We start from the raw sequence: 12989 nt of genomic DNA on the forward strand, positions 1-12989 counted from the left end.
CCCCGGCCCTTGTGGGGCCGCGAGCGGTGACGAGCGTAGGGCGTCGGTGCCGTTCAGGTAGCTGCCAGTTTCCATAGCTGTCAGTTCTGACATCGGCGTGCTCGCGTGCCGGCGATGCGTCGTTCATGCATGCGGCAGCGGCCCGCGGCAAAGGGAACCGGTTCGCCACGCGACCGCGCATCGGTCGCTGGCGATTGCGCGCACGACTCGTTCGTTTCGGCAGTGGATTGCGCGCGATTGCAGAGCGAAGGACCGTGTGTGAGCGGCGCTTTCGATCGCGCGTGAACGCATTGCGCGTTGCAATATGTGGTCAGGCGTTGCCGCGCGGCCGGCGCGACGACGTACGAATGCGCGAATGCATAAAAACGGAACCCGTCGATCGCGCGCGTTTCCCGAACTGTGGAACGACGTAGTGGCGAGTCTTGCAGCGTGCTTTCGGTTGGAGCGTCCGGCGAGCAGATTAGAAGAAACGCTCGAATCGGACGGTGGCGCTGCCTCGACGCGCGCGTGATGTTCTTCGCAAGTCGATTCGCCGCCATTCCGTCCGTTCCGGCGAACGGCCCCGCTGCAGGATCGCCTGATGCTTCCTGCGAAATCGCTCCTTGACGTGCGTCGATCCGGGGATATTCTTGAATCCATAACTATCGGGTTATGAATCAAGCCATGCAAAACGTTCCCGACATGCTGTTCAGGACGCTTGCCGATCCGACCCGCCGCGCGCTCTTCGAGCGGCTGTGCGAGGAGGGCGAGCTGACGGTTGCCGCGCTGACGGCGCACGCAGGCGTGACGCAGCCGGCGGTATCGAAGCATCTGGGGGTACTGAAGCAGGCCGGGCTCGTGAGCGACCGTCACGAAGGCCGGCAGACGCACTACAGCGCACAGCCGCAAGCGCTGACTCCGTTGATCGACTGGACCAGCCAGATGGCAGGCTTCTGGCAGAACCGGTTCGACGCGCTCGAAGATCTGCTCAAGAGGATGGATCAGTCATGAACCAGGCCACCACTGAAACACGCACCGTCGTCGTCGAACGGGAACTGTCGCATCCGCCGGAGAAGGTCTGGCGTGCGCTCACGCAACCGCATCTGATCGAGGCATGGCTGATGCAGAGCGATTTCGAGCCCGTCGCGGGCCGCGCGTTCAGCTTCCGCGCGGACTGGGGTTCGGTCGACTGCACGTTGCTGACGATCGAGCCGCAGCGCGTGCTGTCCTACGCGTGGGCCGCGTACGGCCTGGAAAGCGTCGTCACCTGGACGCTCACGCCGACGCCGGTCGGCACGCTGTTGCGGATGGAGCAGGCCGGTTTCCGCGCGGATCAGGAGCAGGCGTACCGCGGTGCGCAGCACGGGTGGGCGCGGTTCTTCGAGTCGCTCGAACAGGTGCTGGCCCGTCCTGACGAAGGCACGGAGGCCCGCTCATGAGCGCGGCATCGGACCCGAGCCCGTCGGAACGCATCGACGCGCTGATCGCCGGTATTGCCGACTGGCGCGGCAAGACGTTCGCCGATCTCCGCCAGACAATCCTCGACGCCGAAGCGGACATCGTCGAGGAATGGAAATGGATGGGCAGCCCGGTATGGTCGTGCGACGGGATGATCGCGGTCGCGAACGCGCACAAGGGCAAGGTGAAGCTCACGTTCATGCATGGCGCGCACCTGTCCGATCCCGACGGGCTGTTCAATGCGGGCCTTGAAGGCAATGCGCGGCGTGCGATCGATTTCCTCGAAGGCGACAAGCTCGACAAACGGGCGCTGAAGCGTCTCGTTCGCGCGGCGATCGACTACAACCGCGCGCACCTGAAGAAGAATGCGCGGCCGGCCGCAGGCGGCAGGACACGCGCCGACAAGGCCGCATGACGCGGCGGCGCGCCGGTACACCGCCCCGCAGGTAAAAAAAAGCCCGACACGAGGTCGGGCTTCCAAATCGGCCGCAACCGCCGCGAGGCGGCTGCGGCACCTGCAAAAGCCGCGCGCTTACGCTGCGAGCAGCGAGCGCAGCACGAACGGCAGGATACCGCCGTGCTTGTAGTAGTCGACTTCGATCGGCGTATCGATGCGCAGCAGCACCGGCACGCGGGTCGTTTCGCCGTTCTTGCGGTGAATCACGAGCGTGACGTCCTGCTGCGGCTTGAAGTCGTCGCCGAGGCCTTCGATGTCGTAGGTCTCTTCGCCGGTGATGCCGAGCGATTGGATGCTGTCCGCGCCCTTGAACTGCAGCGGCAGCACGCCCATGCCGACCAGGTTCGAGCGGTGGATCCGCTCGAAGCTGCGTGCGATCACGGCCTTCACGCCGAGCAGCTGCGTGCCCTTCGCGGCCCAGTCGCGCGACGAGCCCGTGCCGTACTCTTCGCCCGCGAACACGACGGTCGGCGTGTCGGCGTCGACGTACTTCATCGCCGCATCGTAGATCGACAGCTGTTCGCCGCTCGGCTGGTGAATCGTCAGGCCGCCTTCGACGCGCGTGCCGTCCGCCTTCGCCGGGATCATCAGGTTCTTGATCCGGACGTTCGCGAACGTGCCGCGCATCATCACGTCGTGGTTGCCGCGGCGCGAACCGTAGCTGTTGAAGTCGGCCTTCTGCACGCCGTTCTCCTTCAGCCACTTGCCTGCCGGCGAATCTTCCTTGATCGAGCCTGCCGGGCTGATGTGGTCGGTCGTGACCGAGTCACCGAAGATGCCCAGCGCGCGCGCGCCCTTGACCGTCGGGATCGAATCGGCCGGCTCCATCGAGAAGTCGTTGCCGAAGAACGGCGGCTCCGCGATGTAGGTCGACTTCGGCCAGTCGTAGACCTGGCCCGTCTCGCCCTCGATCTTGCTCCAGAGGTCGCCCTTCTTGGTCAGCTTCGAGTAGTTGTCCTCGAACTTCTTCGGGTCGAGCGCGAACTTGAGCAGCGCGTGGATTTCCTCGCTCGTCGGCCAGATGTCGCCGAGGTAGATGTCGTAGCCGTCCTTGCCCTTGCCGACCGGCTCGGTCATCAGGTCGCGCGTGATGTTGCCGGCGATCGCGTAGGCGACGACCAGCGGCGGCGACGCGAGGAAGTTCGCGCGGATGTTCGGGTGGATGCGCGCCTCGAAGTTACGGTTGCCCGACAGCACGGCTGCCGCGACGATGTCGTTCTTCGTGATCGCTTCGTTCAGTTCCGGCGTCAGGTCGCCCGCGTTGCCGATACAGGTCGTGCAGCCGTAGGCGGCGACTTCGAAGCCGAGCTTCGCGAGGTAGGGCAGCAGGCCCGTCTTCGTCAGGTATTCGGTGACGATGCGCGATCCCGGCGCGAGCGAGGTCTTGATGTGCGGCGCGACGGTCAGGCCGGCTTCGACGGCCTTCTTCGCGAGCAGGCCGGCAGCCAGCAGCACACTCGGGTTCGACGTGTTCGTGCACGACGTGATCGCGGCGATCAGCACGTCGCCGTTCTTCACGTCGACGCCGTTGCTCGTCGTGTACTGCGCGTTCAGGTCGTCCGCCTTCTTCGCGAAGCCGTTTTCCGCGACCGGCTTCGAGAACAGCTCGGTGAACGTCGACTTGACGTTGCCGATCTCGATGCGGTCCTGCGGGCGCTTCGGGCCGGCCAGCGACGGGGCGACCGTGGCGAGATCCAGCGTGACCGTCTTCGTGTAGTCGATGTCGCCCGCCTTCGGAATGCCGAACAGCTTCTGGGCCTTGAAGTAGTTCTCGAACGCGGCGATTTCCGCCTTCGTGCGGCCCGTGCCTTCGAAGTATTCGATGGTCTTTTCGTCGACCGGGAAGAAGCCCATCGTCGCGCCGTATTCCGGCGCCATGTTGCCGATCGTTGCGCGGTCCGGCAGCGACAGCGACTTCGTGCCTTCGCCGAAGAATTCGACGAACTTGCCGACGACCTTTTCCTTGCGCAGCATTTCGGTGATCGTCAGCACCAGGTCGGTGGCCGTCACGCCTTCGCGCAGCTTGCCCTTCAGCTCGACGCCGACGACGTCCGGCGTCAGGAAGTACACCGGCTGGCCGAGCATGCCGGCTTCGGCCTCGATGCCGCCCACGCCCCAGCCGACCACGCCGATGCCGTTGATCATCGTCGTGTGGCTGTCCGTGCCGACGAGGGTATCCGGGTAGTACACGGTGTCGCCGCCGTCCGTCTTCTTGTGGACGCCGCGCGCGAGATATTCGAGGTTCACCTGGTGGACGATGCCGACGCCCGGCGGCACGACCTTGAACGTGTCGAACGCCTGCATGCCCCACTTCATGAACTGGTAGCGCTCGTTGTTGCGCTGGAATTCCAGCTTCATGTTCAGGTCGAGCGCGTCCTTCTGGCGGAAGTAGTCGATCTGCACCGAGTGGTCGACGACGAGATCGACCGGGACCAGCGGCTCGATCTTCTTCGGATTCTTGCCCGAACGCTCCGCGACGCCGCGCATGGCCGCGATGTCGGCGAGCAGCGGCACGCCCGTGAAGTCCTGCAGCACGACGCGCGACACCACGAACGGAATCTCGTCGACGCGCTTCGCGGTCGGCTGCCAGTTCGCGAGCTGCTCGATGTGTTCTTCGGTGATCTTCTTGCCGTCGTAGTTGCGCAGCACGGACTCGAGCACGATACGGATCGACACCGGGAGGCGCTCGATCTTCGTCTTCAGTTCCTTGCCGAGCTGCGGCAGCGAGTAGAACTTGCCTTTGCCGGAACCGCTGTCGAATTCCTTGAGGGTCTTGTGGAGATTGTGGGCCATGGTGATTTTCCTGGGTTTAAGGCTAGGAAACAAAGAGTCCTGTAGATGACGGCTATATCACATACAAGTCGACGTACTCATCGACCGGCATCGCTTCGAGCTTTGCCTGGTCCAGCGACACGTCGAGAATCGCTTGTTGCTGCTTTGCCGGGAAACGGCGGGCGAGGTTGGTCCGGAACTTCTCGACCAGGAGCGGGATGCCGTCCGCACGGCGTCGCTGATGGCCGATCGGGTATTCGACCGCTACTTCGGCAAGCGTCGACCCGTCCGCGAATTCGATCGTCAGCGCATTCGCGATCGACCGCTTGGCCGGGTCATGGTAATCCTTCGTGAACTGCGGATCCTCGACGCACACGGTTTTCGCGCGCAGCGCGTCGATGCGCGGATCGGCGGCGACCGCGTCTTCGTAATCGGCCGCGGTCAGCCGGCCGAACAGCAGCGGCACGGCGACCATGTACTGGATGCAGTGGTCGCGATCGGCCGGATTGGCGAGCGGGCCCTGCTTGTCGATGATGCGGATCGCGGCCGCGTGCGTGCGGATCGTGATCCGGCTGATTTCGTCGGTCGTGCGGCCCGCCGCGGCGAGCTGCGCGTGCAGCTGCAGCGCGGCCTCGGCGGCCGTCTGCGCATGGAATTCGGCGGGAAACGCGATCTTGAACAGCACGTTTTCCATCACGTACGTTCCGTACGGGCGCTGGAAGCGGAACGGCTTGCCGTCGAACAGCACGTCGTAGAAGCCCCAGGTTTTCGCGGTGAGCGCCGACGGGTAGCCCATTTCACCCGTTTTCGCGATCAGCGCGAGGCGCACCGCGCGGGACGTCGCGTCGCCGGCCGCCCACGACTTGCGCGAACCGGTGTTCGGCGCGTGGCGGTAGGTGCGCAGCGCGTGGCCGTCGACGAATGCGTTGGATACCGCGTTGATCAGCTCGTCGCGCGTGAGCCCGAGCAGGCGGCCGACGACGGCCGTCGACGCCACTTTCACGAGCAGCACGTGGTCGAGCCCGACTGCGTTGAATGAATTCTCGAGTGCGAGGCAGCCCTGGATCTCGTGGGCCTGGATCATCGCGACGAGCACGTCGCGCATCGCAAGCGGCTTCCTGCCGGCCGCGACGGCCGTGCGGGACAGCCAGTCGGCCGTCGCCAGGATCCCGCCGAGGTTGTCGGACGGATGACCCCATTCGGCGGCGAGCCAGGTGTCGTTGAAGTCCAGCCAGCGGATCATCGCGCCGAGGTCGAAAGCAGCGTGGACGGGATCGAGCTGGAAGGACGTGCCGGGCACCTTCGCGCCGTTCGGCACGATCGTGCCCGGCACGACGGGGCCGAGCAGCTTGGTGCAGGCCGGGTAGGACAGCGCCTCGAGTCCGCATCCGAGCGTGTCGATCAGGCAATGACGCGCCGTCTCCAGCGCGAGCGCGCTGTCGATGCCGGTGTTCAGCACGTAGTCGACGATATCGACGAGTACCGTATCCGGAGCGGGGCGGACGTTGGAGACCGAGGCGGACATCGAGGAGCTCGGGAGAGCGCGCTTAGTTCGTTGCCGGCTTCAGCTCGTTCGATTGCGTCGGAGCCGGCGTGCCTTGCGCCATTTCCGGCGTCACGCATTCGTCGGCGAGACGCTCGCCGCCGTTCGCGTCGCTGAACAGCATCGCCTTGCTCGGGATCACGACCAGCTTGAAGCCTGCTGCCGGATCATAGAACGTGTCGGCGCCCGTCGTCGTGGCCTGACGCGGCAGCTTGTAGTTCTTCTTCGCCCAGTGAACCGTGACGACCTGGTCACGCTTCATGTCGCCGGCGAGGTCGAACGACAGGCCGTCCTTGCACGACCACTTGGCCGCGCCGTCCGGTACCGGATCGACCTTGGCCGCGGCACGCGCCTGTGCCTTCTTGCTGCGCGGAACGATGCGCTTGGCCGGCGCCGGGCGCTTGGCCGTCTTCTTCGCAGTCGTCGCCGTATCCTGGGCGAACGCGCTCGGAGCCGACACCAGCATCGTGGCGGACAAGGCGCCGATGGCGGTAGCGATCAGGAGTTTCTTCATGGAGTCAGAACCTTTCGATAATCAGTTGACAAGGGCCGGCAGCTGACACCGCCGGCCGGTTTGAAACTGCACGCGCCCCGGAAGCGCGCAGCGGCCGCTATTTTCACCTATTTGGCCGCGCTCATATCAGGTTTTCGGGCTCCGTTACGTTTTTTGTCGTTTCGCCAACCCGTCTCGGGTTCGCGCCCCGGTGATTCGATGAAATTCGTGTGTCGGCGCGCGCTCACCGCGCGTCTCCGGCGGCCGGGCCGAACAGCGGCGCGGCCTCGGCCGGCACCGGCTGGCCGGTCGCCCGTGCGCGGCGCAGCACCGACCAGTAATAGCGGTAGCTCGCGCGATCGTGCAGTGTATCGCCATGGCGCGTCGGGCCCCAGTCGGCGGCCTGCGCTGCCAGCAGGATGTCGGCGGCTAGCGCGACTTCATCGGTGCGCGGCGCGAACGCGTCGACGATCGGGCGGATCTGCGCGGGATGGATGCTCCACATCCGCGTGAACGCGAACTCGTCGCGCGCGCGGCGTGCGTCGCCGGCGACGACGGCCATGTCGCGCACTTCCGTCGTCACGTTGTGCGACGGCGTCTTGCCGTGCGCATGGCAGGCGGCGGCGATTTCCAGCTTCGCGCGGCGCACGAGCGGGTGGTCGAACTGGCCGGGCGAGCGCATCGCCGCATCGGGAATCGCGCCGTGATGCGCGGACACGAAGTCCATCAGCCCGAAGCTCAGCGTGCCGACCAGCGGCAGCGCGGCGAGGGCGGCCGCCTGGGCGAGCGCGCCGTGCGTCTCGACCAGCACATCCACCGGAATCGGCTGCGCGAGGCCGAGCTCGCGGCGCGTGCCTTCGATGAACGCGACCATCTCGGCCGCGTCGGCGGCGCTCGCGATCTTCGGCAGCGTGACGTAGGCCGGCGCGCGCGCGGCGCGCAGCACGATGCGCACGTCGTCGCGCCAGTGCGGATGGGAAAAGTCGTGGATGCGGACGCCGACCCGCCCGAAGCGGTTCTCGGCGCCGCCGAGGAGTTCGGCGACGAGCTGCGCGTGCGCGGCTTCCTGGCCGACGGCCGCGCCGTCCTCGCAGTCGAGCGTGATGTCGAACACGGGGCCGAGTTCGGCCTGGAGCGCGAGCGACTTGCGCATCAGCTTCTCGCTGCCCGCGTAGTGATCGCAGCAGGGCAGGATCGCGGGCGGGGACGCCCCGTCGTACAGCACTTGTGCAGGAGTGAGCGCGGACATCTCTTCTACGTCAAGGAAGCGGGCAACGTGGAGAAAATCGGATTCGGGCACGTTCTGGGCCGGCGCGCGGGGCGCCTGGAGCGGCAAAACGTGCCCGGATCGGATCGGGCGGCGGGGCCGGTTGCAGCCCCGCCGCCCGTGCCGTGGCCGGGCCGCCCGCAGGCGGCCCGGCCATGCAGCCTGCTTAGTTCTTCAGCAGGTGGGCGACGCCGTCGCGCTCTTCGAGCAGCTCGGCCAGCGTGCCGTCCATCTTCTCGCGCGAGAACGCGTCGATTTCGAGGCCTTCGACACGCTTGTACTCACCGTTTTCGCACGTGACCGGCACACCGTAGATGATGTCTTCGGGGATGCCGTACGAGCCGTCCGACGGGATGCCCATCGTGACCCACTTGCCGTTCGTGCCGAGGACCCAGTCACGCACGTGGTCGATCGCCGCGTTGGCTGCCGACGCCGCCGACGACAGGCCGCGCGCTTCGATGATCGCCGCGCCGCGCTTGCCGACGGTCGGGATGAACGTGTCGCGGTTCCACACGTCGTCGTTGATCAGCTTCAGCAGCGACTCGCCTTCGACGGTCGCGAAGCGGAAGTCGGGGTACATCGTCGGCGAGTGGTTGCCCCACACGGCGAGCTTCTCGATCGACGCGACCGGCTTGCCCGACTTGGCGGCGAGCTGCGACAGCGCGCGGTTGTGGTCGAGGCGCAGCATCGCCGTGAAGTTCTTCTTCGGCAGATCCGGTGCCGACTTCATCGCGATGTACGCGTTGGTGTTCGCCGGGTTGCCGACGACCAGCACCTTCACGTCGCGGCTCGCGACTTCGTTCAGCGCAGCGCCCTGGACCGTGAAGATCTCGGCGTTCGCCGACAGCAGGTCCTTGCGCTCCATGCCCTTCGAGCGCGGACGTGCACCGACCAGCAGCGCGACGTCTGCATCCTTGAATGCAACCTTCGGATCGTCGGTGATCACGACGCCCGCGAGCAGCGGGAACGCGCAATCGTCGAGTTCCATCACGACGCCTTTGACGGCGGCTTGGGCTTGCGGGAGGTCGAGCAGTTGCAGGATGACCGGCTGGTCCTTGCCGAGCAGGTCGCCGTTCGCGATGCGGAACAGCAGGGAGTAAGCGATTTGACCTGCGGCGCCGGTGACGGCAACGCGCTTTGCGGGCTTAGCCATTGAAAATCTCCAGGACGGGTGAAGCGGTGGACGCTAGGCAAAACGCCATTCTATGCGCGTTACGCGTAGCGTTGCATTGAAGCAGGGCGGAGGATTCGCGAAAGGCAGACGCGGTGAACCTGGAGACGGCCGTGGCACGTAGCCGGGGACGCATTTTGCACCCGCGAACCCTTGCTCGCCCCGGAGTGTAGGAGCCGATGGACCCAAAGTCAAACGGTATCATATGTCTTATATAAGACAGATGTTTTGCGGAATTTGAGTGGACGGAAAAGCGCGGTTTGTGATGAAATGCGCGCCATGACATCGAACCAGGCGAACAACGCGAATCCGACCGGCGCAGGCGGCCCAGGGCAGCCGGGCGCGGGCGATTCCGTGCCGGCGCCTGCGCCTGCCGCTTCGCCGTCGCCGACCTTCAGTCCGTTATACCAGCAGATCAAGTCATTGATCACGCAAAGTCTCGAATCCGGTGAATGGAAGCCGGGCGAGATCATCCCGAGCGAAGTGGAGCTGGCTGCCCGTTACAAGGTCAGCCAGGGCACGGTTCGCAAGGCGATCGACGAGCTGGCCGCGGAAAACCTCGTGGTCCGGCGGCAAGGCAAGGGTACTTTTGTTGCGACGCACAATGAGGATCGCGCGCAGTTCCGCTTCCTGCGGCTGCTGGCCGACGACGGTGCCGAGCATCCGCACGTGAGCCGCCTGCTCGAATGCCGGCGCCTGCGCGCGCCGGCCGAGATCGCGCGGCAGCTCGACCTGAAGCCGGCCGATCCGGTCGTGCAGGTGCGTCGCCTGCTGGAATTCGAGAACGAAGTGACGGTGCTCGACGAGATCTGGCTGCCGGGCGCGATGTTCCGCGGGCTGACGTTCGAGCGGCTGAGCGAGTACAAGGGCCCGCTCTACGCGATGTTCGAGACGGAATTCGGCACGCGGATGATCCGCGCGACGGAGAAGATCCGCGCGGTGGCGGCGGAGCCGGCGGTGGCCGACCTGCTGCACGTGCCGGCGGGTTTTCCGTTGCTGTCGGTCGAGCGCGTGTCCTATACATACGGAGACCGGCCGGTGGAAGTGCGGCGCGGCTGGTATGTCACAACCGGGTATTACTATCAGAATGACTTGAGCTGACGACGGATCGGCACAAGCAGCGTGCACGCGGGTTTCCCGTTTTCGCGTAGCACGTTTCGGGCCGCCTTTATTCCCGTTCGCGTAATGATCCAGAGCAGACTTTCGCTGCAGCGCGATATAAAAAGGCGCTAAAATCGCGGATTAGTGTGACAACATAGTAGGGGTCTAGCATGACTGACGCAGTAAGAAAGCCGAGGCCGGAATACCGGAACATCGGAATCGGCGACATCACCTTGAAATATCGCATGCCGCTGGCGGCGATATTGTCGATTCTCCACCGAGTCAGCGGCGCGCTGCTGTTCCTGTTCCTGCCGTTCCTGCTGTTCCTCTTCGACCAGAGCCTCACCTCCGAGCTCAGCTTCGAAGTCTTCAAGGCTTTCCTCTCCAACATCGTCGTCAAGCTGATCGTCCTCGCGCTGTCCTGGGCGTTCCTCCACCATTTCTGCGCCGGCATTCGCCACCTGCTGATGGACGTCAACCACGACGCCGTCTCGAAGGAAGGCGGCAAGCGGACGGCCGTCGTCGTCTTTGTCGTCTCGATCGCGCTGACGATCGCCATGGCACTCAAACTGTTCGGAGCATTCTAAGAAAATGGCAGCCAATAACCGAATCGGCTCGAAGCGCCTCGTCGTCGGCGCTCACTACGGCCTGCGCGACTGGCTCGCGCAGCGCGTCACCGCCACGATCATGGCGGTCTACACGGTCATTCTGCTCGTCCTGTTCTTCGGCGCGCATGACTTCTCGTACGAAGGCTGGGCATCGATCTTCTCCGCGCAATGGATGAAGCTCGCGACCTTCGTGACGCTGCTTTCCCTCTTCTACCACGCATGGGTCGGCGTGCGCGACATCTGGATGGACTACGTGAAGCCCGTCGGTGTGCGCCTGCTGCTGCAATCGCTGACCATCGTCTGGCTGCTCGCATGTGCGGGCTACGCCGCGCAGATTCTCTGGAGAGTGTAAAGAATGGCTGCAATCAAAACTTCCCTGCCGAGCCGCAAGTTCGACGTGGTGATCGTCGGCGCGGGCGGCTCGGGCTTGCGCGCAGCGCTGCAACTGTCGCGCGCGGGCCTGTCGGTCGGCGTGCTGTCGAAGGTGTTCCCGACCCGTTCGCACACGGTGGCCGCACAGGGCGGCATCGGCGCGTCGCTCGGCAACATGAGCGAAGACAACTGGCACTTCCACTTCTACGACACGATCAAGGGTTCCGACTGGCTCGGCGACCAGGACGCGATCGAGTTCATGTGCCGCGAAGCACCGAACGTCGTGTACGAACTGGAACACTTCGGCATGCCGTTCGACCGTAACGCGGACGGCACGATCTACCAGCGTCCGTTCGGCGGCCACACCGCGAACTACGGCGAGAAGCCGGTCCAGCGCGCATGCGCGGCCGCCGACCGTACCGGTCACGCGCTGCTGCACACGCTGTACCAGCAGAACGTCGAGGCGAAGACGCAGTTCTTCGTCGAATGGATGGCGCTCGACCTGATCCGCGACGCGGACGGCGACGTGCTCGGCGTGACGGCCCTCGAGATGGAGACGGGCGACGTCTACATCATGGAAGGCAAGACGACGCTGTTCGCGACGGGCGGCGCAGGCCGGATCTTCGCGGCATCGACCAACGCGTTCATCAACACCGGCGACGGCCTCGGCATGGCTGCCCGCTCGGGCATCGCGCTGCAGGACATGGAGTTCTGGCAGTTCCACCCGACCGGCGTGGCCGGCGCGGGCGTGCTGATCACCGAAGGCGTGCGCGGCGAAGGCGGTATCCTGCGCAACGCGAACGGCGAGCGCTTCATGGAACGCTACGCACCGACGCTGAAGGACCTGGCGCCGCGTGACTTCGTGTCGCGTTCGATGGACCAGGAAATCAAGGAAGGTCGCGGCGTCGGTCCGAACAAGGATCACGTGCTGCTCGACCTGTCGCACATCGGCGCCGAGACGATCATGAAGCGTCTGCCGTCGATCCGCGAAATCGCGCTGAAGTTCGCGAACGTCGACGCGATCAAGGAACCGATCCCGGTCGTCCCGACGATCCACTACCAGATGGGCGGCATCCCGACCAACATCCACGGTCAGGTCGTCGGCACGTCGCGCGGCCACAAGGATCCGGTCAACGGCTTCTACGCAGTGGGCGAGTGCTCGTGCGTGTCCGTGCACGGCGCGAACCGCCTCGGCACGAACTCGCTGCTGGACCTCGTGGTGTTCGGCCGTGCGGCCGGCAACCACATCGTCGAGCACGTGAAGAACCAGAAGGAACACAAGCCGCTGCCGGCCGATGCAGGCGAGTTCTCGCTGGCGCGTCTGAACAAGCTCGACAAGTCGAGCTCGGGCGAGTACACGCAGGACGTCGCGAACGACATCCGTGCGACGATGCAGAAGCACGCAGGCGTGTTCCGCACGTCGGCGCTGCTGAAGGAAGGCGTCGACCAGATGGCCGGCCTGAAGGCCCGCGTGGAAAACATCCACCTGAAGGACAAGTCGAAGGTGTTCAACACCGCGCGCGTCGAAGCGCTCGAGCTGGAGAACCTGATCGAAGTCGCCCGCGCGACGATGGTGTCGGCGGAAGCGCGCAAGGAAAGCCGCGGCGCGCACGCGCACAGCGATTACGAACACCGCGACGACGACAACTGGCTGCGCCACACGCTGTGGTACAGCGAAGGCGATCGCCTCGACTACAAGCCGGTTCAAATGAAGCCGCTGACGGTCGACTCCGTGCCGCCGAAGCCGCGCACGTTCTAAGCCGAGTCA

The 12989-nt window shown here is 65.2% G+C and carries 12 protein-coding genes; 7 read left to right on the forward strand and 5 right to left on the reverse strand.

Translation table 11 applies throughout. The annotated features are described in order from the left end of the window. Window positions 1-663 precede the first annotated feature (663 nt). Genes DIE04_RS17810 through DIE04_RS17820 form a run of 3 tightly spaced genes read left to right on the forward strand, consistent with a single transcriptional unit; the run spans window position 664 to window position 1852 of the window. Window positions 664-990: a helix-turn-helix transcriptional regulator gene (locus tag DIE04_RS17810; protein ID WP_044845308.1), complete on the forward strand. Its 327-nt coding sequence runs from the start codon at window positions 664-666 to the stop codon at window positions 988-990. Beyond that, window positions 987-1418, forward strand: coding sequence for an SRPBCC domain-containing protein (locus DIE04_RS17815; protein WP_124521334.1), 432 nt, complete (start codon window positions 987-989; stop codon window positions 1416-1418). The genes DIE04_RS17810 and DIE04_RS17815 overlap by 4 nt, the downstream gene beginning before the upstream one ends. Continuing rightward, window positions 1415-1852 carry a DUF1801 domain-containing protein gene (locus tag DIE04_RS17820; RefSeq protein ID WP_124486403.1) on the forward strand — a complete coding sequence of 146 codons (438 nt, stop codon included), beginning with the start codon at window positions 1415-1417 and terminating at the stop codon, window positions 1850-1852. The genes DIE04_RS17815 and DIE04_RS17820 overlap by 4 nt, the downstream gene beginning before the upstream one ends. 117 nt (window positions 1853-1969) lie before the next feature. On the opposite strand, the gene acnA is transcribed toward DIE04_RS17820, so the two are convergent. The 5 genes from acnA to DIE04_RS17845 form a co-directional block, all read right to left on the reverse strand. Further along, the gene (gene acnA / locus DIE04_RS17825; RefSeq protein WP_044845311.1) at window positions 1970-4687 is read right to left on the reverse strand and encodes an aconitate hydratase AcnA; all 2718 of its coding nucleotides are present in this window, start codon (window positions 4685-4687) and stop codon (window positions 1970-1972) included. Window positions 4688-4739: 52 nt separating this feature from the next. Further along, window positions 4740-6191, reverse strand: a complete 1452-nt coding sequence (locus tag DIE04_RS17830) for a bifunctional 2-methylcitrate dehydratase/aconitate hydratase (RefSeq protein WP_124486402.1) — start codon at window positions 6189-6191, stop codon at window positions 4740-4742. Window positions 6192-6213: 22 nt separating this feature from the next. Further along, on the reverse strand, window positions 6214-6723 hold the full coding sequence (locus tag DIE04_RS17835) for a hypothetical protein (RefSeq protein WP_044845313.1): 510 nt from the start codon (window positions 6721-6723) through the stop codon (window positions 6214-6216). A gap of 223 nt (window positions 6724-6946) precedes the next feature. Continuing rightward, entirely contained in the window at window positions 6947-7951 is a 1005-nt protein-coding gene (locus DIE04_RS17840; protein ID WP_124486401.1) for a CoA ester lyase, read from the reverse strand. Between the two features lie 184 nt (window positions 7952-8135). After that, window positions 8136-9122 carry a malate dehydrogenase gene (locus tag DIE04_RS17845; protein ID WP_044843799.1) on the reverse strand — a complete coding sequence of 329 codons (987 nt, stop codon included), beginning with the start codon at window positions 9120-9122 and terminating at the stop codon, window positions 8136-8138. A gap of 288 nt (window positions 9123-9410) precedes the next feature. Between DIE04_RS17845 and DIE04_RS17850 the strand changes: the two genes are divergently transcribed. The 4 genes from DIE04_RS17850 to sdhA all read left to right on the forward strand — a co-directional run bounded on the left by DIE04_RS17850 (window position 9411) and on the right by sdhA (window position 12980). Continuing rightward, the gene (locus tag DIE04_RS17850) at window positions 9411-10241 is read left to right on the forward strand and encodes a GntR family transcriptional regulator (protein ID WP_082088449.1); all 831 of its coding nucleotides are present in this window, start codon (window positions 9411-9413) and stop codon (window positions 10239-10241) included. A 170-nt stretch (window positions 10242-10411) separates the two neighbouring features. After that, entirely contained in the window at window positions 10412-10828 is a 417-nt protein-coding gene (sdhC, locus tag DIE04_RS17855) for a succinate dehydrogenase, cytochrome b556 subunit (protein WP_012365678.1), read from the forward strand. Between the two features lie 4 nt (window positions 10829-10832). Next, a complete protein-coding gene (sdhD, locus tag DIE04_RS17860) occupies window positions 10833-11201 on the forward strand; it encodes a succinate dehydrogenase, hydrophobic membrane anchor protein (protein ID WP_006399546.1) in 369 nt (122 codons plus the stop codon). A gap of 3 nt (window positions 11202-11204) precedes the next feature. Then, window positions 11205-12980: a succinate dehydrogenase flavoprotein subunit gene (gene sdhA / locus DIE04_RS17865; protein WP_124521336.1), complete on the forward strand. Its 1776-nt coding sequence runs from the start codon at window positions 11205-11207 to the stop codon at window positions 12978-12980. Window positions 12981-12989 lie beyond the last annotated feature (9 nt).

The sequence above is a fragment of the Burkholderia sp. Bp8994 genome, assembly GCF_003853805.1.
GTDB lineage: Bacteria > Pseudomonadota > Gammaproteobacteria > Burkholderiales > Burkholderiaceae > Burkholderia.

What these genes read in the sequence shown, in the direction of transcription:
- DIE04_RS17840 (WP_124486401.1), bottom strand. Translation starts at nt 7,951, where the DNA reads ATGTCCGCGCTCACTCCTGCACAAGTGCTGTACGACGGGGCGTCCCCG.
- DIE04_RS17845 (WP_044843799.1), bottom strand. Translation starts at nt 9,122, where the DNA reads ATGGCTAAGCCCGCAAAGCGCGTTGCCGTCACCGGCGCCGCAGGTCAA.
- DIE04_RS17850 (WP_082088449.1), top strand. Translation starts at nt 9,411, where the DNA reads ATGCGCGCCATGACATCGAACCAGGCGAACAACGCGAATCCGACCGGC.
- acnA (WP_044845311.1), bottom strand. Translation starts at nt 4,687, where the DNA reads ATGGCCCACAATCTCCACAAGACCCTCAAGGAATTCGACAGCGGTTCC.
- DIE04_RS17835 (WP_044845313.1), bottom strand. Translation starts at nt 6,723, where the DNA reads ATGAAGAAACTCCTGATCGCTACCGCCATCGGCGCCTTGTCCGCCACG.
- sdhA (WP_124521336.1), top strand. Translation starts at nt 11,205, where the DNA reads ATGGCTGCAATCAAAACTTCCCTGCCGAGCCGCAAGTTCGACGTGGTG.
- DIE04_RS17810 (WP_044845308.1), top strand. Translation starts at nt 664, where the DNA reads ATGCAAAACGTTCCCGACATGCTGTTCAGGACGCTTGCCGATCCGACC.
- sdhD (WP_006399546.1), top strand. Translation starts at nt 10,833, where the DNA reads ATGGCAGCCAATAACCGAATCGGCTCGAAGCGCCTCGTCGTCGGCGCT.
- DIE04_RS17820 (WP_124486403.1), top strand. Translation starts at nt 1,415, where the DNA reads ATGAGCGCGGCATCGGACCCGAGCCCGTCGGAACGCATCGACGCGCTG.
- DIE04_RS17815 (WP_124521334.1), top strand. Translation starts at nt 987, where the DNA reads ATGAACCAGGCCACCACTGAAACACGCACCGTCGTCGTCGAACGGGAA.
- sdhC (WP_012365678.1), top strand. Translation starts at nt 10,412, where the DNA reads ATGACTGACGCAGTAAGAAAGCCGAGGCCGGAATACCGGAACATCGGA.
- DIE04_RS17830 (WP_124486402.1), bottom strand. Translation starts at nt 6,191, where the DNA reads ATGTCCGCCTCGGTCTCCAACGTCCGCCCCGCTCCGGATACGGTACTC.